The sequence below is a fragment of the Virgibacillus sp. CM-4 genome, from assembly GCF_000445495.1.
Classification (GTDB): Bacteria; Bacillota; Bacilli; order Bacillales; family Amphibacillaceae; genus Virgibacillus; species Virgibacillus salexigens.
Genome location: NZ_AUQA01000007.1, coordinates 34,129 through 54,740 on the forward strand (window position 1 = coordinate 34,129; position 20,612 = coordinate 54,740).

The window sequence follows — 20,612 nt, forward strand, 5'->3', positions numbered from 1 at the left end:
GGAGGCGTGTCGATGCAACCGAAAACAATCATTCGTATAGAAGGCGTAGCGGTTTTGTTAATAAGTATCTATGTTTATGCAGCATATGAATTTAATTGGCTATTATTTGGATTATTCTTGTTTGCTCCAGATCTCTCCATGGTTGGTTATCTAAAAAGTAAGCAAACGGGAGCCTGGGTGTATAACATCTTTCATACCTATGCACTGCCTATTATTATTGTGATGCTTGGCTTTATCTTTGTTCATACATGGTTTCTTAAAATTGCGCTCATCTGGTTTGCGCATATTGGAATGGACCGAATGTTTGGGTTTGGTTTAAAATACAAGACTGCATTTAAAGATACACATATACAACGAGTTTAGTGGCTTATTGAGATTGTTAGCTTTGCAGTTATATGATGATGAAAACCATGAAAATAATTTCTCCTGACTGGGTAATTGTCTTATACAAATCGTAGTTACTTGCCATACGTTATTAGTGTAGTAAATACAGGAAAGGGGAGTCTTTATTCATGAGACGTCATCATCATGGGAACTGTGGTTGCCCAAAACAAGTCGTTCATCCAACTAAATATAATAATGTACAACAATGCTCAGAAGATGTAGTAGAACATGTTCATCCGTCGCACACAACCGTTCACAATCATCACACAACAGTTAACAAACACGTATTTCCACATTCAACTTCCGTACAAAACACGAGTGACAATGTAGATGTTTATGGAGGATCATATAACGTACCTTCTCAAGTAGGAGGAGCAATGGATCCGGGTTATGGGAATGGAAACGGTAACGGAAATGGGCAAGTTGGGGGAGCAATGTACCCAGGTATGGGCCAAGGAATGGGTCATGGGTGCCACAAGCCTAAACATTGGAAAAAACCACATAAATGGTGTTAACTTAATGTAAAAGGCTGGCATACGATATGCCAGCCTTTTATTATAAGGAGGAGTGAGATGTGAAGATTCTAACAGTAACTGGTTATAAACCAATGGAGATTAATATCTTTAAAGAGGATGATCCTAGGATTACATATATTAAAGCAGCTATCACGAAACGACTCATTCCATTAATCGAAGAAGGATTAGAATGGATACTTATTTCAGGGCAAATGGGAATTGAGTTGTGGACTGCAGAAGTTGTACTTGATTTGCAACAAGAATACAATGTGAAATTAGGAATTTTCCCTCCTTTTGAAAATCAAGAAAGTCGCTGGCCAGAGACAATTCAGGAAAAATATCAAATGATTACAACAACAGCTGATTTTTATAAACCAATCTACAAAGGAGATTATCAGGGGGCTTTTCAGTTTAAGGCAAAGAATATGTGGTTAGCTGATAAAAGTGATGCATGCCTCTTATTAATGGATAGTGAGTATCCAGGAAGTACGCGCTTTTTCTATGAAATTGCAAAGCAGGTAATGGAAGAACAAGCTATTTTCATAATTACCCCAGCGGATTTAGATGATGTTGTAGAGGAGATAAGAATGGCAGATCCGGATTATTGGGGGTAAATGTTATTCACAAATATCCCCCTAAAGTTCAACAAAAATAAAACGTAACAAAACCCCCTCCAGGTCCACCATATACAACCAATCTGCATGAAACGAAAGCAATTTCTTGATTTCGTTTTCTTTCAATCTGAACCGTCAATATTTTCTCCCTTTATGCATACAATTTACTAATTCATGAAAGGAGGAGTGCAGATGCAATATACTTATCCTTACTATAGACAACCGTTCACTCCTAATCAGGTTGAGTCAAATCGAAGAACGATGGAGGTTTATGGAGATGGTAAAGTTTCTGTAGAACCTAATGTCGTAACCATTCAATTAGCTGTTGTTACAGAAAATCAATCCCTACAAACAGCGCAGGAAGAAAATGCAATGCGAATGAATCAAGTTATTCAAGCGCTAAATAACGAGGGAGTACCTAAAGAAGTGATTCAAACGGCAGCCTATACTATTTCTCCCAAGTATGAATATGAAGATGGAAAACAAATGGATCGTGGTTACCAAGTTACAAATGCTGTTCAAATTAGGGTGAAAGATATTAGTAAGATTGGCAAGATAATTGATACAGCAGTGGATCAAGGTGTAAATCGGGTCTCTAATATTACGTTTACCATTGATCAGCCACAAGTATATTATGAAGAAGCATTACGGTTTGCATTGGAAAATGGAGGCCAAAAAGCGCAAACGATTGCTGATTCACTGCAACTTCAATTGGACCCAGTTCCAGTAAAGATTATCGAGCAAACAGAAGCACCACCTGTAGCCTACAAAACATTTGCTGCATCAGCAGAGAGTTTTGCAACACCTATTGAACCAGGCCAGATCGAAATTGAAGCCTCAGTAGAGCTGCAATATCAGTATTAGTTTCGTACTTGACAACTTTTTGAACATCTCAAAAAAGCAGGTATTTAAAGAAAATTGGCGAATATAACATATAAATAGGAAAATAATTAAAAATTGAAATGAGTGGTGAATGGATGGATAAAGATGATAAAGAATATGAAGGAAATGAGCGAATTCAATATGCAGACCCAATAGGTGAAATGATAAAAAAAGCAGAAAATGATGGCCAATTTGACAACTTGCCTGGTAAAGGAAAGCCTCTTTATTTGGGAAAGAATTATCTAAATCCAGATGAAAAACAACTGTATAAAACGATGAAGGATAATCATGTTCTACCAAAATGGGTGGAATTAGCTAATGAAATTGATCATATAAAAAAAGAATTGTTAACGTTGGATGGAGAGGAGCGGCTAAAGAAAATCAAAATCATTAATAAAAAAATAAAAGCGTATAACTATGCTTGTCCACCGTCACTACAACTTAATAAAATAATGGAATGATTTCAATATTTTTGTGGTTACATGCATGAATAGCGACGTAGGAATAAGCAAAAAGTCCTCCGTCTTTTTTTGTGTTATCATTAAATTCATAATATAATGAATTTAATGGAAAGGAGCTTTGATATGGAATATAACATACGTCCAATGGCGGAAAAAGATATCACTCAAGTGCAACGTGTAGCGGAAACAAGTTGGCATACTACATATAAAGGATTAATACCACAGGCTGTACAAGATCATTTTTTAACAGAAGCATATAGTGCGAAAATGCTACAACGACGTATGAAATTCTCCTATATTCTGGTAGTCGAAGTAGACAACCAAGTGATAGGCTTTGTCAATTATTCACCAGTTACTGAAGGGAAGGTAGAACTTGGTGCCATTTATTTGCTACCTGATTATCAGGGGAAAGGGATTGGTACAGCTTTATTAGCGCGTGGGATAGAGATGTTTCCGGAAGCAAAGGTAATTTATATTAATGTTGAAAGAGATAATGAAATTGCTAAACCCTTTTATTATGCAAAAGGGTTTAAAGAAGTTGAAGTGTTTAATGAGGATTTTGATGGTCACCAATTACAAACCATTCGAATGGCTTTAAACCTTTAAACAAGAAATTTAATAATCATTAGTAAAAGAGCGTTCAGGAGGTAAGCTCATGAAAATTTTTAATTTTGCCAAAGATGCAGGGAATGCAATTACTCTATTTGGTTCAATTAATATGGTGATGTCACGAATTATCCAAATTGGAAAAGGTAGATATCCATATTGGATGTATTCCCATTTAGAAGCTAACGGAAAGATTGGCGAACATGCTGCCTCAACTGATCAATTATTACTAATCGTATCTGGTTCAGGCCAGGTAAAGGGAAAAGAAAATGTATTTCAGGATGTTACTCGTAACGATGCTGTACTTTGGGAGAGAACAGAAATGCATAAAACAATAACTGAAGCAGGACTAACAGCAATTGTTATTGAAGGGAATAGCATTGATCCTGCACCTTATTTGCCAATGAAACAGGGGCATTCATATTGAATTATTTAAATTTAGGAGCGTACGTATGCAAAAGAATATCGTAATTTGGGATTTAATTTGTTATCTGGCTTTTCCATTATTGGTATGGAATGTTTTAAGGGATTACATCGGTGATTATCCTGCAATGCTTCTATCAACGATACCCGGAATTGTGTATTCCTGCATCCGTTTTTTTGCAGTAAAGAAGATAAATACGTTTGGTATATTTATGATTGTTACGTTAATTGCCAGTACCTTGGTAAACGTACTTGCTGGCTCAGCAATACAGATGCTTTGGAATAATGTATATTATGCATTTGCCATGGCCGCATTCTTTTTATTTACTATATTAATCAAACGGCCATTGGTTTTATTGTTTACCTTAGATTTTGCCGAGCTGCAAGGCCAAAGTCGTAAAAAAATGAAAAAAATTTTTTATGAGAAAAGATTTTATATGATCTTCAATTTAATTACGTTTGGATTTGCCATGAGGGAAGTTATCTTAGGAATTATAAAAGTTAGACTAATATCAGCATATGGCATAGAGGCGTTTGATAAAGGGTTAATCATTCGAAATATCCTCAGTTGGGGGATTACTGCATTATGTGTACTGGGATTTATTTATATATCGAAGCTTTTACATACGCAGACGGCGAATTATACAGGTAAGTTCAAGACGTACTGAATTCGGAGTAGGTTAAATAAAAGGAATGAGGAGAATAACGTGAGAACCATTGGTTTACTTGGGGGAATGAGTTGGGAATCTTCGGCAACATATTATGCATTAATTAATAAAGAAGTGAAAACACGGCTGGGTGGATTGCATTCAGCTTCTTGCATTATGTATAGCGTTGATTTTCATCAGATGGAGAGGTATCAATCTACAGGTAAATGGGAAAAAGCAGGTCAATTGCTTGCAAATGCAGCTAGGTCGTTAGAACAAGCTGGAGCTTCTTTTATCATACTTTGTACAAATACGATGCACAAAGTCGTTGACATGATTCAAGCTGCTATCACGGTACCGGTCCTACATATTGCGGATGCTACAGCGAAAACTATTAAACAAAAAGGCATGAAGAATGTTGGTTTACTTGGGACGGCTTATACGATGGAACAAGATTTTTATAAGTCACGCCTTGAAGAACATGGAATTCATGTGGTGATTCCTGATCAAGAAGAAAGACGCAACATAAATGACATCATATTCAATGAATTATGTCTGGGTCATACTCATACATCTTCAAGGGCTGTTTTTCAAAAGGTGATAAATGGACTGATCGAACAGGAAGCCGAAGGTGTTATTTTAGGCTGTACAGAGATTGGCATGTTACTCAAAAGCGAAGATGTCATACTGCCTATTTTTGATACGACAACTATACATGCGTTAGAGGCGGTAAACCAATCGTTAAAAGGAGGCATCCAACTTGAATAACAGGTTATTACGAGCAGGCACGACTTATTTACCTATAAAGGAGTTAGAATTATCAATAACTTGGTATGTTCATTATTTAGGTGCTGTGCTAACGTATCAAGATAAAAATTAAACGATTCTTAATATGGCAGGCCAAAGTTTTTGTCTAGTGAAAGCGACGGACGGTCAAAAATTTTTTAGATCAACGTGGTCAAGAATGCTTTTCACTTGTCGTTTGAATTCAATGGATAAACTGATTTACTAAAGCTACATAGCGAATTATCCAGTCATCATATAAAAGTAGGTCCTATTGAAAACAGAGGACATGCTGGTAGGAATTTTATCTTTTCTGATCCTAATGGTAAGCAATTTGATGTATGGAGTGAGTGAAGTGATAATTTTAAACAATGTATGAAATAAACATGAATCTTACGAAAGGAATTACCAAGGTTTTGGCTGATTAAGCCCAATTTGCAGGTAATGTAGAGGGATTATCAAATGAATAGTAGTAAAATAATGAAGCATTTTGGAATTAAGACGGATGAAGCACCAATAAGTATTTATCCGTTCTCTCCAGTTTATAAAGTTCAACATACTACAGGAAATATAATTATAAAGAGAACACAGCAACCATTAGAAAAAGCGAAAAGGTTAATGAAGTACTTATTGCATTTAAGGAAAAACAAGATTGATATTGTCACCCCGGTTGTATTGGACAGAGAGAATCCAATAGAGATGGAGGATGCGTGTTATGTGGCATATCCGTTTATAGAAGGTGAAGGTTACATTGCCTCGGAAAAGTCGATTAAAGAAGCAGGTAGATTACTTGGTTCCATTCATAGACTATCGGAGAGTACGAATACCTATCAGCTTCCAGAATACAATGTGTATGATTTTACAATAGAGGAAGTGGAAGAAAGTATGGCGGCAATTAGGAGATATGCAATGCCATATAAGGAGGATGTTCAGGTTCCTAAATTAAGAAAGCGATTATTAAAAGTGGTGGGACAACAAGATGAAATCAAACATGCTAAATTACCACATGTTGCAACACCCCATGATTATAAAGCAAATAATTTAGTATATACACCTGAGCCTTTTTTAATTGACCCAGATAACGCTACATGGATTCCACGTATTTTTGATTTAGCTCTCGTTTTATTATTGTTTCATAATGAATTAGAAACAGCCCCCGATCGTACATTCACTCCTGATGAATGGTACATATTTATGGATGGTTATACAGAGTATGTAAGATTAACTATGGAGGAGAAACATTTTTGGAAAAAAGCAGTAGAACATGTTTTTTTAGATGAAGTAATGTGGTTAATGGCTGAAGTTCCAGAAGATTGGAAGAGCCCTTCGCAACGTAATTTATTTCAGAGTATCGTCCATTTACTATTTCACATAGAGAACTATTTCATGCTAAGGACAAATACCTGGTGATCTGCTCACCAGGTATTTGTCTTTCCATTATGACTGATTTGGAACGGGAGTTTGCTGACTATCTTGCATTTCTGCTTGTTGCATTGCCATCTCCTGTTGCTGTTTTTGACTTTCTGTTGTATCAACACGTTTCATAAATAGAGCTAAAATCAATGCTCCTACTGCAATTATGGTTGATATGAAGAAGGTAAAGTTAATTCCGCTTAACATTGCCTCATTCATAATTTGGGCTTGCATTTCTGCCATCGCTTGGTCAGAAGGAACAGCACTCGGATCCATATTTGCCATTGCTTGCTCACCCAACTCAGTTGCCTTACTTTCTGTGCGATTATTCATTACTGTAATTAATAGTGCAGAACCAATCGCTCCTGACACTTGTTGTAGGGTATTATTCATTGCAGTTCCGTGCGGGTTATCTTTAATTGGTAGTTGGTTTAAGCCATTTGTCATAACAGGCATCATGACCATTGACATTCCGAACATACGAACCGTGTATAGAAGCATGATCGTACCATAAGCAGTTTCCATATCTAGACGGCTAAAGAAATAGGTTGTTGCAATGGTAATGAATAGACCCGTAATTGCTAACAATTTTGGCCCGTATTTGTCAAATAATCTTCCTGTAATTGGTGACATAATTCCCATCACAAGTGCTCCTGGTAGCATTAATAACCCAGAATCTAGTGGAGAAATGCCACGAATCGTCTGTACGTAAATAGGCATTAAAATCATTGCTGAGAACATTGCTACAGCAAGGACAATGGAGATAGCGGATGATAATGCGAACATCGAATGCTTAAAGATTCGAAACTCTAACATTGGATCATCCATTCGTAATTGACGAAGAATAAGGCCAATGACAGACAAGGCTCCAACAATAATCGTTCCATAAACAGATGGATCATTCCATCCGCTTTCTCCTGCTGAACTAAATCCATAAAGTAACCCACCAAAACCTAAACTTGATAAAATAATGGACAGGATATCAAGTCTAATGGCTCGTTGCGGGGTAATATTTTTTAATTTAACGATTGCATAGATTAGTGTAAATACAGCAAACGGCAGTACAATATAGAATAGCGTTCTCCAATCATAATGTTCAATAATCCAACCAGATAATGTTGGGCCAATTGCAGGTGCAACAATCATTACCAAACCAAAGGTTCCCATTGCTGTACCTCGTTTTTCGACTGGAAATGCGGTTAGCATGACATTCATTAATAATGGCATCATCACTGCTGAACCGGCCGCTTGAATCATTCGAGCTACAAGTAGTATTCCAAATGAAGAGGCAAGGGCAGCTGTTAGTGTTCCAGCTGTAAATAGAGCCATGGCAGTTATAAATAAACTTTTATTGGTAAACCGCTGAATAAAAAATGCGCTTGCTGGAATAAGAATTCCGTTTACCAGCATATATCCATTTGTTAACCACTGTACGGCGGATGGACTTACATCAAATTCGGCCATAATTGACGGCAATGCTATATTTAATAACGTTTCATTTAATATGGCAACAAATGCTCCAATAAATAAAATAGCGATCATTCCATAGGGTGGACGTTTTTCAATAGAATGTGCTTCCAATTGTTCATTCCTTCTTTCATTCTGAAGAGTAATTTTTTAATATAATACTAACCTATTTTATACTCATAGTATAATAAAATCAATATCTTTATTGAAAATTTACATTAAAGTTGATTTGGCAGCGTTTTACTGATCAGATTTATTTATAAAATGGTGCTTTTTTCTTCCGCTGTTTTTTGGGTTTTGTACACTTATTATAATACTTTCGTTAATAGAGAATAATGCATCAATATAAAGGTTTGGTTTAACTTCTTGAGAATTAAGGTATGATAGAAATATAAATAAATTGGAGGAAATACGATGAAAAGGTTAATTAGAAAACTAATAAAATATGGTCCCATTATCTATCCGGTAATAAAAAAATATTTAAATAAACGAAAATCCAAAAAATATCCAGGAGATTAATAAAAGGCGAAGCGTTTCTGAGCTTCGCCTTTAAAAATGGTTGAAATCAACAATATGGAGGGGCTCGACTAGAGGAAACTAATCAGTAATGTACTCGATGTACATGGACATCCTGCATAGGGCATTTATGGTTTTTCTAATCTGTTTCATAAATGAAACAGATCTCTTGATGTTTCCTGTGATTTTTGTAACAATATATTATGCGATTATTTTTAATAACTAACAGGAGGAATACGAGATGAAAATTGTAGCAATGGTCGGAAGTAACCGCCAAGATTCATACAACTTGAAGCTGACTCGCTTTTTACAAAAAAGATATACGAATAAAGTAGAGGTTGAGATTCTACCTATTGATCAGCTTCCTTTTTATAATCAGGATGAGGAATACAATCCACCTGAAATTGTGAAAGAAATTCGAAATAAAATCTTAATGAGTGATGGTGTACTTATTGCAACACCAGAATATAATGGTTCTATTTCAGGAATGTTAAAAAATGCGCTTGATTGGTTCTCGAGAGTAGAACAAGTATTAGTGAAAAAACCAGTCATGATCGTTGGTGCTTCTATGGGTGCAATGGGAACGATCCGTGCGCAAATGCACCTTCGTCAAATCTTACAAGCTCCAGGGATTGGTGCATTGACATTGCCAGGCAATGAAGTATTCATTGGTTCTGTTCATGAAAAAATGGATGAGCAAGGCAAGCTTACCGATGAGCCAACAATTGAATTTGTAGATTCCGTAGTTGATAACTTTATCGATTGGGTAGAGAAAACAAAAGTTTTTTAATGAATTAAACATGCAAGTTTAACACTTACTTTCAAAAATTTATTTTTTGAAGGTAAGTTTTTTTGTATCATAATGAAAAGGAGGGACAAAACTTGGGAATAAAAGGAATTAATCATTTGCTATTTTCAGTTTCTGATTTGGAAGTCTCTATTGATTTTTATCAGCACGTGTTTGATGCAAAACTTCTAGTGAAAGGGAAAAGTACGGCTTATTTTGATTTGAATGGGCTATGGCTAGCTTTAAATGAGGAGAAGAATGTTCCGCGAGAAGAAATTCAGGAGTCTTATACACACATTGCTTTTTCTATTGAAGAAAAAGATTTTCAGCAGATGTACGATCGGTTAGGGAGTTTAAACGTTTCTATATTGCAAGGTAGACAACGCGATGTTCGCGATAAGCAATCGATTTATTTTACAGATCCGGACGGGCATAAATTTGAGTTTCATACAGGTACCCTGGCAGATCGATTGGACTATTATAAGCAGGCGAAAAAGCATATGACATTCTATGACTAATTTCAGGTACTTTGAGTTTCTATAATGAAAAAGCACTCGGGTAGGCGCGATGAGATTTTTGCTTACCCGAGTTATCTCTTGGTAGATATTATGTTCATTTCGGTCCATGAAGATACGGTGCTTTCGTTACATTCTTATAATTCCAATTGTTCAATTTGTGATTGGAATTCGATAATATTCTCCATTGTTTGATATACTTCTGACTCCTTAAATTGTTCAACGGCAATTTCTCCTTGATCAATGATACCATTTGTTGCATCCAATAATGCTTGGCTTTGAGATTCTAATTTCTGATGAATATCTTCAGCCAGGCTCGGTGGTTCTATCGTAAGAAAATCCTTTATTGTATCTTGTAGACCTTCTAGCTTTATGACAAGCTCTTCTTCTGGAAGTTGTGTTGCTTCGTTTGCAAATTCACTTAAATCATTTATATAATCTGATGTTTCATTCACATAATTGACTGAATTCGTTGTTTCTTCTAGAAAAGAACATCCAGTTAAGCTCCCGATAAATAAAACGGACAGTAGAATAAAAATCGCTTTTTTCATTTGTTACTCCTTTCTTTTTTATAACACTTTATATAATCTACATACGATGAAACATCATTTTTGTTTCATAAAATCAATAAATGATTTTGTAACAAATGGGTAAGCTATTTTCTTGAGAGGATATAGAAAGGATGTAAGAAGATGAAAAAAATATTACTATTAAGTATGATTGCGATTTTTGCTTTGGTAGCAGGTGGGAATTCGGTCTCTGCAGAATTTTTAGACATCCGATTATCGGACATGCATCATTCCAAGCAAGCAAACGATGTTCATAAGGCGTTACTTCATCAAAAGGCGAAAGAATTAGGAATTAAGGTAGAAGATAAGTCAACAAAAGAAATTCATAAGGAAATTATAAAAACAACCATTCTAAAAAATGCAAAAGAAATGGGAGTAGAAACAAAAGGAAAATCATTTAAAGAACTGAAGGAAGAAGTTCATCATCAAAAAGTTATAAACAAAGCGAAAGAACTAGGAATAGCTACAAACAATAAGTCGCAAGAGAATCTGGCGAAAGAAGTTCATGAAGCAATGATTAAAAATAAAGCGCAACAATTAGGAATTGAACAACAAGGCAAAAGTATCAAGGAGCTGAAGAAAGAAGTTCTTGCACATTCGGTAAAAAAAGAGGCGCAAGAGCTAGGGATTGAAACGAAGGGGGAAGAAGTAAAAGCTTTAGTACATGCTATTCATGAAGCAAAATTATATACCACAGCCGAAAAACTTGGGATACTTACAAGCGGAAAAAGTGCCAATGAGTTAATGGAGGAAATCATTGTAAATCATGCTACGGAAGCGGCAGAACTAAACCTTTATCCATTTAAGAATGGCAAGCTTCATTTTCATGCTTCTCATAGAGAACTTCGGAAATAGGAAAAACGAGCAAGGATGCTCGTTTTTTTATGAATGAGAAAATGGATTGAATTTTTTACATAGTGGTTGAAACATTTTAGTTTGTAATGTATTTTCGATATGGTATGATGATGTTTATGACTAAACTTTGAGTCTAAATTAGGGTGCTTTATAGCTCTACCACAGGTAATACGTATGTATAAAAAGCTGTCGCTGAGGCATCCATAAGATTAAAAAGAATTCTAAAAGAAAGAAGGAAGATTTTATGGTGGACAACAATGTTTCAGAAGCAAATAATCCAACTTCTGTAAATAAAGTACCGCTAATGATTGTTCTTATATCTGGTGCTTTTGTTGCTATTTTAAATCAAACATTATTAGCCACAGCCTTGCCTCATATTATGGCAGACTTGCAATTAGACGCTAATACAGCACAATGGTTGCAATCCATTTTTATGCTTGTTAATGGAATAATGATTCCAATTACTGCATTTTTAATTGAACGTTTTACAACAAGAGGATTGTTCTTGACTGCATTAACGATATTTGCGGTGGGAACAGTGATCTGTGCAATCGCTCCGAATTTCAGTATCTTGATGGCTGGACGTGTTGCACAAGCTGCCGCTGCTGGTATTATTATGCCATTAATGCAGACTATATTATTCCTAATATTTCCTGTTGAAAAACGCGGTTCAGCAATGGGGATGTTTGGGTTGGTTATCGCATTTGCTCCAGCCATTGGACCAACGTTATCCGGCTGGTTAGTAGAGCATTTTCCGTGGAGAAGTCTGTTCTATATTATATTGCCAATCATTATTGTTGATATTATTATTGCTTACTTTATATTAAAGAATATTACAAATCGTACATTCCCAAAATTGGATATGATATCCATTGTTCTTTCAACGTTAGGGTTCGGAGGACTATTATTTGGATTCAGTAGTGCTGGTAATAACGGCTGGGGAAGCTTCGAGGTTATTCTTTCTCTAGTTATAGGTGCAATCACGCTCTTCTTCTTTATTTGGAGACAAATGAAGCTGGAACAACCAATCCTTGAATTCCGGGTATTTAAAAATAGTATTTTCACTTTAACAACCGTTTTAGGTATGGTTACATTCATAGCGATGATTGGAGCAGCAGTTGTATTACCATTACTCGCTCAAAATATGCTTGGGTTTACTGCATTGGAATCAGGGTTAATGTTATTACCTGGTGCTGTGCTTATGGGAGTTATGAACCCAATTACGGGGCGTTTATTTGATAAGTTTGGGGCGCGGTGGCTCTCCATTATTGGATTAACGATTGTTACCGTGACTACATTTATGTTTTCAAATTTATCAGCAGATACAACGTTTACTTATCTTGCCACCGTTAATGCAATTCGTATGTTTGGAATTGCTATGGTAATGATGCCTGTTACAACAGCTGGATTAAACCAGCTACCAGTGAATTTAATTCCACATGGTACAGCTATGAATAATACCATGCGACAAGTTGCTGGTGCAGTTGGTACAGCACTGTTAGTTTCGGTTATGACAAATAGTGCAATACCTGAAGAAGGGTTAAATGGTATGATCCATGGTGTAAATGTGTCCTTTATTGTTGCAGGCGTGTTTGCAATCATTGCCCTAATCTTGTCATTCTTTATTAAAAGATCTCAACCGAAATCAGTACAGATAAGTAAGTAATTTGCATTAATTTTGAAAAAACAGTTGACATAAGTGCTATTTCTATCCATAATATTAAAAAAACATACTTGAACGGTAAGGAAGGAATAGTATGTGGTAGAAATAGGTGGCCAGAGAGAGTGGGTTATTAGCTGGAAGCCACTTCACTTATTGTCACAGAACGCGCCTTCTGAGTCCTGCATAAAGCAGGCGCTTTGCATGGCGTTAACGCAAAAAGACGGGATGTAATCATCCAAATTAGGTGGTACCGCGGAAGAAAAGCTCTTTCGTCCTGAGTAGCAGGACGAATAGGGCTTTTTTTATATATTACTTTCATTTTAATTATATTAGATAGCTGGTTCTTAGTTAAACATCTATAGAAAGAAGACAGAAGGATAGGGGCATACAGTATGAGTAAACAGAGAATTGTAGTCAAAATTGGAAGTAGTTCGTTAACTAATCCACAAGGTGAGCTAGATAAAAGGAAATTGACGGAGCATGTGGAAGCAATTGCTAGACTTCGTCAACAAAATCATGATGTTGTGTTAGTATCTTCTGGGGCAGTTGCTTCCGGTTTTTCTAAAATCGGCTATGCTTCAAAGCCGGTAACGGTAAAAGGAAAGCAAGCAGCTGCAGCGGTAGGGCAGGGATTATTAATTCAAACCTATATGGAGAAGTTTGCTGAGTTTAGGTTAACTGCTGCCCAATTACTACTAACTAGAGAAGATTTTACTACACGTAGTAGATACAAAAATGTATTCAATACGATGATGGAACTTTTGGAACGACGCGTCATTCCAATCATTAATGAAAATGATACGGTGTCTATAAATGAGCTTACATTTGGAGATAATGATATGCTTTCAGCATTAGTAAGTGGTATTGTTCATGCAGATCAATTAATGATGTTAACGGACATAAATGGTTTATATAATGGTAATCCGCGTACCAACCCAGATGTTGTTAAGTATGATTATCTAGAGATGATCACAGAGGAAATGATTGCCGCTGCTGAATCAAACGGGTCTTCTGTAGGTACCGGTGGGATGAAGTCAAAATTGGAAGCAGCACGAATGGCTTTATCTTTAGGTGTTAATGTATTTATTGGTACAGGTGAAGGGGAGAGAAAGCTCCTCGAAATTATTAGTGGCGATGGGGATGGTACATACATTTCTAATAAATCGAAAGTAACTGTTAATACAAATAGGCAGTGGATAGCACTTCATTCAGAGACGATGGGGAAAATTTATGTCGATGAAGGGGCAGAGAAAGCAATCTTATATCAAGGAGCAAGTCTTCTTTCCGCAGGAATAAAAAAAATCAAAGGAACCTTTCAAGAAGGAGACGTGGTGGAAGTTTATGGAATAAAGGGGCTTATTGGAAAAGGGGAAGTCAGTTGTTCAGCTGCCATTGTGAACAAAGAAATGGAAGAAAGAAATACAGATAATAGCTGTTTATCATCACGCGTTATCCATCGTGATCGTTGGGTAAGGTTGAAATAATAAAGATAACATTTAGAGGAGGAGAGATAATGGAAGAAGTTCTGGAGAAAGGAAAGTTAGCCAAAGTCGCAAGTTATCAATTAAATGGGGTGACTACCGAAGATAAAAATAAGGCTTTGCAATTAATCGCAGATCAATTAATACAGGATTTGGATTATATATTAAGCGAAAATCAAAAAGATATTGTTGATGGCCGTACTAATGGCCTAAATGAATCTTTAATAGATCGAATTATGTTAGATAAAGATCGAATCCGATTAATGTATAATGCCATTTACCAATTAATTGATTTAGCCGATCCAATTGGTGACGTGCTTGAGTCGATTGAAAAGGATAATGGATTGCTAATTGAAAGGAAGCGTGTACCAATCGGAGTTATCGGTATGATTTATGAAGCAAGACCAAATGTTACCATCGATGCTGCAACTCTTGCTGTCAAAACTGGGAATGCAGTAATATTACGAGGCAGCTCCTCTGCTAAATATTCTAACCAAGCTTTAGTCCATTCGATACATCAAGCATTATCTACTAGCAATCTTTCTGTAGATGCAGTACAGTTAATTGAAAATACAAATAGAGATTCTGCAAAAGCATTATTTACATTAAATGAATATTTGGATGTATTAATTCCAAGAGGCGGGAAAAATTTGATTGAAACGGTGATTAAGGAATCTACCGTACCAGTAATAGAGACAGGTGCTGGTAATTGTCACGTTTATATTGACGATACAGCCGATGTGAAGATGGTTCAGGATATTGCAATTAATGCGAAAATACAACGACCATCTGTATGTAATGCGATTGAAACTGTTTTGATTCATGAGGATTGGTTTAATCATCATGGTGTAGAACTTCTTGATACATTACGAGAAAATAAGGTGGAAATTTATGGCGATGATATCGTATGTGAGGCTTTCCCTTTTGCTAAACAAGCATTAGAAGAAATATGGTACACAGAATTTCTTGATTTAGCAATTGCTGTACGTGTCGTAAAAAACTGCAATTCAGCTGTTAATCATATTAATGCTTATGGAACAAAGCATTCGGAAGCAATTATTACAGCAAATGATAATCACGCTATCTACTTTCAAACACATGTTGATGCTGCGGCTGTATATCATAACGCTTCAACAAGATTTACAGATGGTTTCGAATTTGGATATGGTGCAGAAATTGGCATTAGCACACAGAAATTACATGCAAGAGGACCGATGGGGCTTCCAGCATTAACATCTAGCAAATTCTTTATACATGGTACAGGGCAAATCCGTTCATAAATCTAATTTGAAACGACTGCATTAAATGTAGTCGTTTTTATAAGGAGAGAATTCGAAAATTTATGGACGCCGATTAAAGTGAGCGTTTAATTGGCCTTGTAACATTTCACTTCGAATGTCTTTCTTTCTTTTTTCTCGAATCATGTCACGTTTAATTTCAGTGGTTTGAACACCGTCTTCACGTAGATCAGCAATCTTCATTAACAATTCTATATCTGAAAAAGAATATTTTCTGGTTCCCCGTTTACTTCGTTCTGGAAATAATAGTCCGCGCTCTTCATAATAGCGAATTTTCCTTTCTGATAGGCCAGTAAGTTCGTGTACAATACCAATTGTAATTACTTTTTTATCTTTATAGGATATCATTTTGTTTCCCTCCTGAAGAATTAATCGACGTAATTTTCGGACAATACAGTCATTATCTCACTTTTATGTTAGGTTTCCTAACATAATGATTGGGAAGTGAATAGAAACGGAAACTATCCTGGATAGTTTCCGAATAACTTATAACTGATAAAATTTAACCAATCGCTGTAGTTCACTCAATGTGAGATTATTCATCTTCTTATTTTTATCCTCAATGACACCCGCATCTTTAAGTTTTAAAATATAATACAATTTCGCTTCTTCAATTCCCTCACGAAGCTGATTTCTCATTGACTCGCCTCCATAAACATTTTGCATTTACCGTTCAATTTATGAGATAAAAGCCAGTAGCGGTACAATTATTGCAAGAAATAAGGCAGATATCGTCATTGCGATACTTCCCCATTGCACCTTCTTCTTCTCCCCATATTAAAGATCGATTTGCTCCTAACATTTGTGCCTAAGTACCCATAGCCAATCCTTTGGCAGATTTACTCCTAATACCTGCTTTCTTTAATAAATCAGGACCTATAATAAGTGATAATAAGGCAGAAGTAATTACAAACAGGACAGTAACTGAACCTAGACCACCAAGATCGCTAGATATGGTGAGGGCAATTGGTAATGTGACAGAGCGCGGAATTAGTGAAGCTAGCAGTTGATCTTGTAAATGAAAGAAGTGAGATAAACCAATCACTGCAAGAACTCCTAGTCCCGTTCCGCATATCACACCAAGACAGATTTTTTGATAATTTCGTTTAAGGAATTCCCACTGTTTGTATAATGGAACAGCTAGTGAGACGATGGTTAACTATAATAACAGGCTGAATAATTCAATTCCTTCCTGATAGCTCTCTCCTTTGATAGGTGTGAATAGTAATAGGATGACAACCATAACGGAAGCAGTATATAATGGGTTTAACCAAGATTTTTTGTATTTTTTAAATAAGAATAGTCCAAGTAAATAGCAGCTAATAGTAATCGTAATTGCAAGAAGTATGTTAAAAATGAAAAAGCTCATTCTACATTTCTTCTTTTTTCATATAGCTCTACAGCAAATCCTGTACCTAATAAACAACATATACTACTTGCTAGAAGTATAAATAAGATGTTCCATTGGAGTATTTGTATAAAACCGGTGGAAAGAAATAAGGTGACGAGCGGAGGAATGAAAAGAAGTGTCAGATGCTTTAATTGAAAGTTAGATATCTTCTCAATCCATTCCAGTCGTATAACCCCCGTTAATAAGAAAAAGAATAATAGAATCATACCAATAATACTCCCTGGTAGTGGAAGTTGCATGACAGCTGCTATTCCATAACCCAAAAGAAGAAACAAATTTATTATCCCAAGCTGTATGAACCAGCGAAATATCATGTTATTCCCTCCAATCTGTAGATGATGATAGTAACAGATTAGAATAATTTTCTTGTCTTGTCATTCGATTTGTTAGATTATCTAACAGGATATTTTGACATGATAGGATAGGAAATCTTACTTCGTAGGTTAGAAATGATTAGTTTCCTATATAAACAGGGATTAGGTGAGGGTTTAGCGAATTAATTATATAGAAAATGGAATGGAGGAATAAACTTGGCTACTATTGACGATTTTATGGAAATTGATATGAGAATTGGAACCGTAAGAAAGGCGGAACTGTTTCCAGAGGCTAAGCATCCCGCAATTAAATTATTTATTGATTTTGGAGAGCTTGGTATGAAACAATCGTCTGCGCAAATAACCAAACGTTATACACCAGAAGATTTGATTGGTCGGCAAGTAGCAGCAGTTGTTAACTTCCCGCCTATGCGAATTGCTGGATTTAAATCAGAAGTGCTCGTATTAGGTGGGGTGCCGGAAAAAGGCGATGTCGTACTGTTGAATCCAGGAGAAGAAGTGAAAAACGGTACTCGAATTTCTTAATTTGCATATCAAACATATAAAATAAAGAAATGAAGTTCTTAGGAAGGGAACGGACAGATGACAATGATAAAAACTGTCAACAAAATAGGCCTGCTTACGAAGGTAATATCGTTCTACTATCTAACAAGATGACCGTATTGAAATAATAAACAATAGGAAACGGGTGTGGCATCTAGAAGACAATCAGGGACGATTACGTATGTCCTATTCTTCTTGGTAGGTATAATGCTATGGTATTTATCTGTTTATGTCCCTTTATGAAGTACGTGCGTACATATGAGCCATTTTGGTTAAAGTACATCTATCGATTGCACAGGTGAGTAGCAGAGAAAATAGGTTAAACGAACAACAAAGTAACGCATCAAGGAGGTTATTAAATGGCTGAAACAAAGCCAGCTGGATTCTGGATACGGGTATTAGCAAGTATCGTAGATTCGTTATTATTGTCTGTATTGGCAGCTATTATTGCATTCATTATTAACGATGAGGATTTTGTATTTTTGTATTCGCAAGCTGAAATGGAGACTTCCACTTCGGATTCATGGGCGTCTGCGATTTATATCATTTTATTTATGATTATATTAACGGCGAGTAAATGGAAAGGCTCACCAGGAAAAATTATCTGTAATATTCAAGTTGTTAATACGGATATGTCGCAGATAAGTATATTGAAATCAATTGGACGGTATTTAAGTTATTTCCTTTCTGCAATTCCATTATTGATTGGTTTTATGATGGCAGGTTGGAATGAAGAGAAAAAAGCTCTCCATGATATCATTTGTAAGACACGAGTTGTATATAGAAAGTGATCACTGCTTGTAGGGAATTAATTGTAGTTCTCTGCAAGCTTTTTTATGCTGAAAAATGCATCCCAATCCCCTTTCTTATTAGTAAATGATATCATCCAGAAATAAATCTCTTCAATAACGTATAGGTATTAAATGTGATAAACTATAAATAAATGAGACGATTTGAAAGGAAGATGGGGTTGAAACTATTAGAGGCTTTGCATCAGATTTTACCAAACGATCGTGTGACGAATAATGAAACCGTTTTAGACCAGCATAGCTCGGATGAATCGTACCATACACCAGCACGGCCAGATGTGGTGGTATTTCCTGAAAATACGGAAGAAGTCAGTGATATTATTAAGCTTGCAGCGTTATATGAGGTGCCAGTTGTCTCGTATGGTTTGGGAACGAGCTTAGAAGGAAGTATGATTCCCTATGATAAAGGGATTGTTATGGATTATTCATTGATGAACAAAGTATTGGAAATTCGACCAGATGATTTTCTTGTTAAAGTCCAACCAGGAGTAACCAGAAAACAATTGGAAAAAGAATTAAAGTCACATGGGTTATTTTTCTCGGTTGATCCAGGAGCAGACGCAACCCTAGGGGGCATGGCTGCAACAAATGCAAGTGGAACTACCTCAGTAAAATATGGAATTATGCGAGATCAAGTTCGAGACTTAGAAGTAGTGCTTGCAGATGGAACGATTATCCATACCGGTGGGATGGCAGCTAAGTCTTCGTCAGGTTACCATTTAAATGGATTATTTGTTGGTTCAGAGGGCACCTTAGGATGTTTTACAGAGCTTACACTTCAAGTGCATGGAATTCCTGAAAAAACAATGGCAGGAAGAGCCGCTTTTCATTCATTAGATGAAGCTGTATCTGCTGTCATTAGTATTTTGCAAGCGGGTATTCCAGTAGCAAGAGTAGAGTTGGTTGACGAACAATCAATGAAACAAATTAATTTATTTAGTGAGACAGATTATCCGGAAGTTCCAACTGTATTCCTTGAATTCCATGGAAATGAGGCTGGATTACAACAAGATGTAGCGTTTGCCAAAGAAATTCTGCATGATTTAAACTGCCGATCCTTAGATTTTGAATCAGATACAGCTGCTAGACAGCAATTATGGGAGGCGCGACATAATGCGGCATACGCATATTTGCATAATTTCCCAGGAAAAAAACAGATGGTTACTGACGTATGTGTCCCAATATCTGAACTAGCTGGAGCAATTAAGGATGCAAGGGCAGCGATTGAAGCTTCTGGCCTTGACGGCGGAATTGTAGGTCATGTTGGTGATGGTAATTATCATATCTTATTAATGGTTGATGTAAATAAATCGGCTGATATAGATAAAGCTAATGTAGTAAATGAAAAAATCGTAGCCTATGCTTTGGATAGAGGCGGAACCTGTACGGGGGAACATGGGGTAGGTGTTGGTAAAGCAAAATATCAAGAAAAAGAGCATGGAAAAGCATTAGAAGTGATGCGAAAAATTAAGAAAACATTAGACCCGGCGGATATTTTAAATCCTGGTAAAATCTTATATGATAAGAAAATCCATTCTTAAGGAACTGCGTAGGAGGCAGTTCTTTTTTATTCGTAATTATCCTTGGAATTCTTACCAGTAAGTTGTTTAAAACTTTTGTGAAATTATATGATCC

General features: G+C 36.1%; 24 protein-coding genes and 2 pseudogenes. 20 read left to right on the forward strand and 6 right to left on the reverse strand.

Translation table 11 applies throughout. The features are described 5' to 3' along the window. Window positions 1–12 precede the first annotated feature (12 nt). The 11 genes and pseudogenes from M948_RS38990 to M948_RS39040 all read left to right on the forward strand — a co-directional run bounded on the left by M948_RS38990 (window position 13) and on the right by M948_RS39040 (window position 6,725). Window positions 13–363 carry a DUF4260 domain-containing protein gene (locus M948_RS38990; protein ID WP_021292000.1) on the forward strand — a complete coding sequence of 117 codons (351 nt, stop codon included), beginning with the start codon at window positions 13–15 and terminating at the stop codon, window positions 361–363. 149 nt (window positions 364–512) lie between these two features. Then, entirely contained in the window at window positions 513–899 is a 387-nt protein-coding gene (locus M948_RS38995) for a CotD family spore coat protein (RefSeq protein ID WP_021292001.1), read from the forward strand. 59 nt (window positions 900–958) lie between these two features. Continuing rightward, window positions 959–1,513 carry an SLOG family protein gene (locus M948_RS39000; RefSeq protein WP_021292002.1) on the forward strand — a complete coding sequence of 185 codons (555 nt, stop codon included), beginning with the start codon at window positions 959–961 and terminating at the stop codon, window positions 1,511–1,513. 192 nt (window positions 1,514–1,705) lie between these two features. Further along, window positions 1,706–2,377, forward strand: a complete 672-nt coding sequence (locus tag M948_RS39005; protein ID WP_021292004.1) for an SIMPL domain-containing protein — start codon at window positions 1,706–1,708, stop codon at window positions 2,375–2,377. A gap of 113 nt (window positions 2,378–2,490) precedes the next feature. Beyond that, window positions 2,491–2,856 (forward strand): DnaJ family domain-containing protein, encoded by a 366-nt coding sequence (locus M948_RS39010; protein WP_021292005.1) that lies wholly within the window; start codon window positions 2,491–2,493, stop codon window positions 2,854–2,856. A 123-nt stretch (window positions 2,857–2,979) separates the two neighbouring features. After that, the gene (locus M948_RS39015) at window positions 2,980–3,462 is read left to right on the forward strand and encodes a GNAT family N-acetyltransferase (RefSeq protein WP_021292006.1); all 483 of its coding nucleotides are present in this window, start codon (window positions 2,980–2,982) and stop codon (window positions 3,460–3,462) included. Window positions 3,463–3,511: 49 nt separating this feature from the next. Beyond that, window positions 3,512–3,889, forward strand: a complete 378-nt coding sequence (locus tag M948_RS39020; protein WP_021292007.1) for a hypothetical protein — start codon at window positions 3,512–3,514, stop codon at window positions 3,887–3,889. 25 nt (window positions 3,890–3,914) lie between these two features. Then, on the forward strand, window positions 3,915–4,553 hold the full coding sequence (locus M948_RS39025; RefSeq protein ID WP_021292008.1) for a VC0807 family protein: 639 nt from the start codon (window positions 3,915–3,917) through the stop codon (window positions 4,551–4,553). Between the two features lie 39 nt (window positions 4,554–4,592). Beyond that, window positions 4,593–5,300, forward strand: coding sequence for an aspartate/glutamate racemase family protein (locus M948_RS39030; RefSeq protein ID WP_021292009.1), 708 nt, complete (start codon window positions 4,593–4,595; stop codon window positions 5,298–5,300). Then, window positions 5,293–5,669: pseudogene (locus M948_RS39035) on the forward strand (VOC family protein). Before M948_RS39030 ends, M948_RS39035 begins: the two are co-directional and overlap by 8 nt. Before the next feature lie 108 nt (window positions 5,670–5,777). Next, window positions 5,778–6,725: a phosphotransferase gene (locus M948_RS39040; protein ID WP_021292011.1), complete on the forward strand. Its 948-nt coding sequence runs from the start codon at window positions 5,778–5,780 to the stop codon at window positions 6,723–6,725. 27 nt (window positions 6,726–6,752) lie between these two features. Here M948_RS39040 and M948_RS39045 read toward each other — a convergent pair whose 3' ends face one another. Further along, window positions 6,753–8,270 carry a DHA2 family efflux MFS transporter permease subunit gene (locus tag M948_RS39045; protein WP_051170081.1) on the reverse strand — a complete coding sequence of 506 codons (1,518 nt, stop codon included), beginning with the start codon at window positions 8,268–8,270 and terminating at the stop codon, window positions 6,753–6,755. Window positions 8,271–8,952: 682 nt separating this feature from the next. On the opposite strand from M948_RS39045, the gene M948_RS39050 reads away from it, so the two are divergent. Beyond that, a complete protein-coding gene (locus tag M948_RS39050) occupies window positions 8,953–9,501 on the forward strand; it encodes an NADPH-dependent FMN reductase (RefSeq protein ID WP_021292014.1) in 549 nt (182 codons plus the stop codon). A 92-nt stretch (window positions 9,502–9,593) separates the two neighbouring features. Next, window positions 9,594–10,016: a FosM family fosfomycin resistance protein gene (gene fosM / locus M948_RS39055; protein WP_021292015.1), complete on the forward strand. Its 423-nt coding sequence runs from the start codon at window positions 9,594–9,596 to the stop codon at window positions 10,014–10,016. A 134-nt stretch (window positions 10,017–10,150) separates the two neighbouring features. On the opposite strand, the gene M948_RS39060 is transcribed toward fosM, so the two are convergent. Further along, complete coding sequence (locus M948_RS39060; RefSeq protein WP_021292016.1) at window positions 10,151–10,564, reverse strand: DUF6376 family protein; 414 nt, start codon at window positions 10,562–10,564, stop codon at window positions 10,151–10,153. A gap of 141 nt (window positions 10,565–10,705) precedes the next feature. Here M948_RS39060 and M948_RS39065 point away from each other — a divergent pair, with 141 nt between their 5' ends. The 4 genes from M948_RS39065 (at window position 10,706) to M948_RS39080 (ending at window position 15,861) form a co-directional block, all read left to right on the forward strand. Further along, window positions 10,706–11,437 carry a hypothetical protein gene (locus M948_RS39065; RefSeq protein WP_021292017.1) on the forward strand — a complete coding sequence of 244 codons (732 nt, stop codon included), beginning with the start codon at window positions 10,706–10,708 and terminating at the stop codon, window positions 11,435–11,437. A 244-nt stretch (window positions 11,438–11,681) separates the two neighbouring features. After that, window positions 11,682–13,103: an MDR family MFS transporter gene (locus M948_RS39070; protein ID WP_021292018.1), complete on the forward strand. Its 1,422-nt coding sequence runs from the start codon at window positions 11,682–11,684 to the stop codon at window positions 13,101–13,103. 389 nt (window positions 13,104–13,492) lie between these two features. Beyond that, on the forward strand, window positions 13,493–14,584 hold the full coding sequence (gene proB / locus M948_RS39075) for a glutamate 5-kinase (protein ID WP_021292020.1): 1,092 nt from the start codon (window positions 13,493–13,495) through the stop codon (window positions 14,582–14,584). A gap of 29 nt (window positions 14,585–14,613) precedes the next feature. Next, window positions 14,614–15,861 (forward strand): glutamate-5-semialdehyde dehydrogenase, encoded by a 1,248-nt coding sequence (locus tag M948_RS39080; protein WP_021292021.1) that lies wholly within the window; start codon window positions 14,614–14,616, stop codon window positions 15,859–15,861. A gap of 60 nt (window positions 15,862–15,921) precedes the next feature. On the opposite strand, the gene M948_RS39085 is transcribed toward M948_RS39080, so the two are convergent. The 4 genes and pseudogenes from M948_RS39085 to M948_RS39095 all read right to left on the reverse strand — a co-directional run bounded on the left by M948_RS39085 (window position 15,922) and on the right by M948_RS39095 (window position 17,604). Further along, window positions 15,922–16,227 (reverse strand): MerR family transcriptional regulator, encoded by a 306-nt coding sequence (locus M948_RS39085; RefSeq protein WP_021292022.1) that lies wholly within the window; start codon window positions 16,225–16,227, stop codon window positions 15,922–15,924. A 138-nt stretch (window positions 16,228–16,365) separates the two neighbouring features. Further along, entirely contained in the window at window positions 16,366–16,518 is a 153-nt protein-coding gene (locus M948_RS43290) for a hypothetical protein (RefSeq protein ID WP_021292023.1), read from the reverse strand. 169 nt (window positions 16,519–16,687) lie between these two features. After that, window positions 16,688–17,248 (reverse strand): annotated as a pseudogene (locus M948_RS39090) (LrgB family protein). Beyond that, window positions 17,245–17,604 (reverse strand): CidA/LrgA family protein, encoded by a 360-nt coding sequence (locus M948_RS39095; RefSeq protein ID WP_021292026.1) that lies wholly within the window; start codon window positions 17,602–17,604, stop codon window positions 17,245–17,247. The pseudogene M948_RS39090 and the gene M948_RS39095 overlap by 4 nt, the downstream one beginning before the upstream one ends. Before the next feature lie 216 nt (window positions 17,605–17,820). On the opposite strand from M948_RS39095, the gene csaA reads away from it, so the two are divergent. The 3 genes from csaA (at window position 17,821) to M948_RS39110 (ending at window position 20,518) form a co-directional block, all read left to right on the forward strand. Next, the gene (csaA, locus tag M948_RS39100) at window positions 17,821–18,150 is read left to right on the forward strand and encodes a chaperone CsaA (protein WP_021292027.1); all 330 of its coding nucleotides are present in this window, start codon (window positions 17,821–17,823) and stop codon (window positions 18,148–18,150) included. Window positions 18,151–18,527: 377 nt separating this feature from the next. Beyond that, window positions 18,528–18,959, forward strand: a complete 432-nt coding sequence (locus M948_RS39105) for an RDD family protein (RefSeq protein WP_021292028.1) — start codon at window positions 18,528–18,530, stop codon at window positions 18,957–18,959. Between the two features lie 179 nt (window positions 18,960–19,138). Next, on the forward strand, window positions 19,139–20,518 hold the full coding sequence (locus M948_RS39110) for an FAD-binding oxidoreductase (RefSeq protein WP_021292029.1): 1,380 nt from the start codon (window positions 19,139–19,141) through the stop codon (window positions 20,516–20,518). The last annotated feature ends 94 nt before the right edge of the window (window positions 20,519–20,612 follow it).

Coding starts and splice junctions, on each gene's coding strand:
- proB (WP_021292020.1), top strand. CDS start 13,493: ATGAGTAAACAGAGAATTGTAGTCAAAATTGGAAGTAGTTCGTTAACT.
- M948_RS38990 (WP_021292000.1), top strand. CDS start 13: ATGCAACCGAAAACAATCATTCGTATAGAAGGCGTAGCGGTTTTGTTA.
- M948_RS39015 (WP_021292006.1), top strand. CDS start 2,980: ATGGAATATAACATACGTCCAATGGCGGAAAAAGATATCACTCAAGTG.
- M948_RS38995 (WP_021292001.1), top strand. CDS start 513: ATGAGACGTCATCATCATGGGAACTGTGGTTGCCCAAAACAAGTCGTT.
- M948_RS39005 (WP_021292004.1), top strand. CDS start 1,706: ATGCAATATACTTATCCTTACTATAGACAACCGTTCACTCCTAATCAG.
- M948_RS39040 (WP_021292011.1), top strand. CDS start 5,778: ATGAATAGTAGTAAAATAATGAAGCATTTTGGAATTAAGACGGATGAA.
- M948_RS39065 (WP_021292017.1), top strand. CDS start 10,706: ATGAAAAAAATATTACTATTAAGTATGATTGCGATTTTTGCTTTGGTA.
- M948_RS39070 (WP_021292018.1), top strand. CDS start 11,682: ATGGTGGACAACAATGTTTCAGAAGCAAATAATCCAACTTCTGTAAAT.
- M948_RS39045 (WP_051170081.1), bottom strand. CDS start 8,270: ATGATCGCTATTTTATTTATTGGAGCATTTGTTGCCATATTAAATGAA.
- M948_RS39085 (WP_021292022.1), bottom strand. CDS start 16,227: ATGATATCCTATAAAGATAAAAAAGTAATTACAATTGGTATTGTACAC.
- M948_RS39010 (WP_021292005.1), top strand. CDS start 2,491: ATGGATAAAGATGATAAAGAATATGAAGGAAATGAGCGAATTCAATAT.
- M948_RS43290 (WP_021292023.1), bottom strand. CDS start 16,518: ATGAGAAATCAGCTTCGTGAGGGAATTGAAGAAGCGAAATTGTATTAT.
- M948_RS39050 (WP_021292014.1), top strand. CDS start 8,953: ATGAAAATTGTAGCAATGGTCGGAAGTAACCGCCAAGATTCATACAAC.
- M948_RS39020 (WP_021292007.1), top strand. CDS start 3,512: ATGAAAATTTTTAATTTTGCCAAAGATGCAGGGAATGCAATTACTCTA.
- M948_RS39080 (WP_021292021.1), top strand. CDS start 14,614: ATGGAAGAAGTTCTGGAGAAAGGAAAGTTAGCCAAAGTCGCAAGTTAT.
- M948_RS39060 (WP_021292016.1), bottom strand. CDS start 10,564: ATGAAAAAAGCGATTTTTATTCTACTGTCCGTTTTATTTATCGGGAGC.
- M948_RS39025 (WP_021292008.1), top strand. CDS start 3,915: ATGCAAAAGAATATCGTAATTTGGGATTTAATTTGTTATCTGGCTTTT.
- M948_RS39095 (WP_021292026.1), bottom strand. CDS start 17,604: ATGATATTTCGCTGGTTCATACAGCTTGGGATAATAAATTTGTTTCTT.
- M948_RS39105 (WP_021292028.1), top strand. CDS start 18,528: ATGGCTGAAACAAAGCCAGCTGGATTCTGGATACGGGTATTAGCAAGT.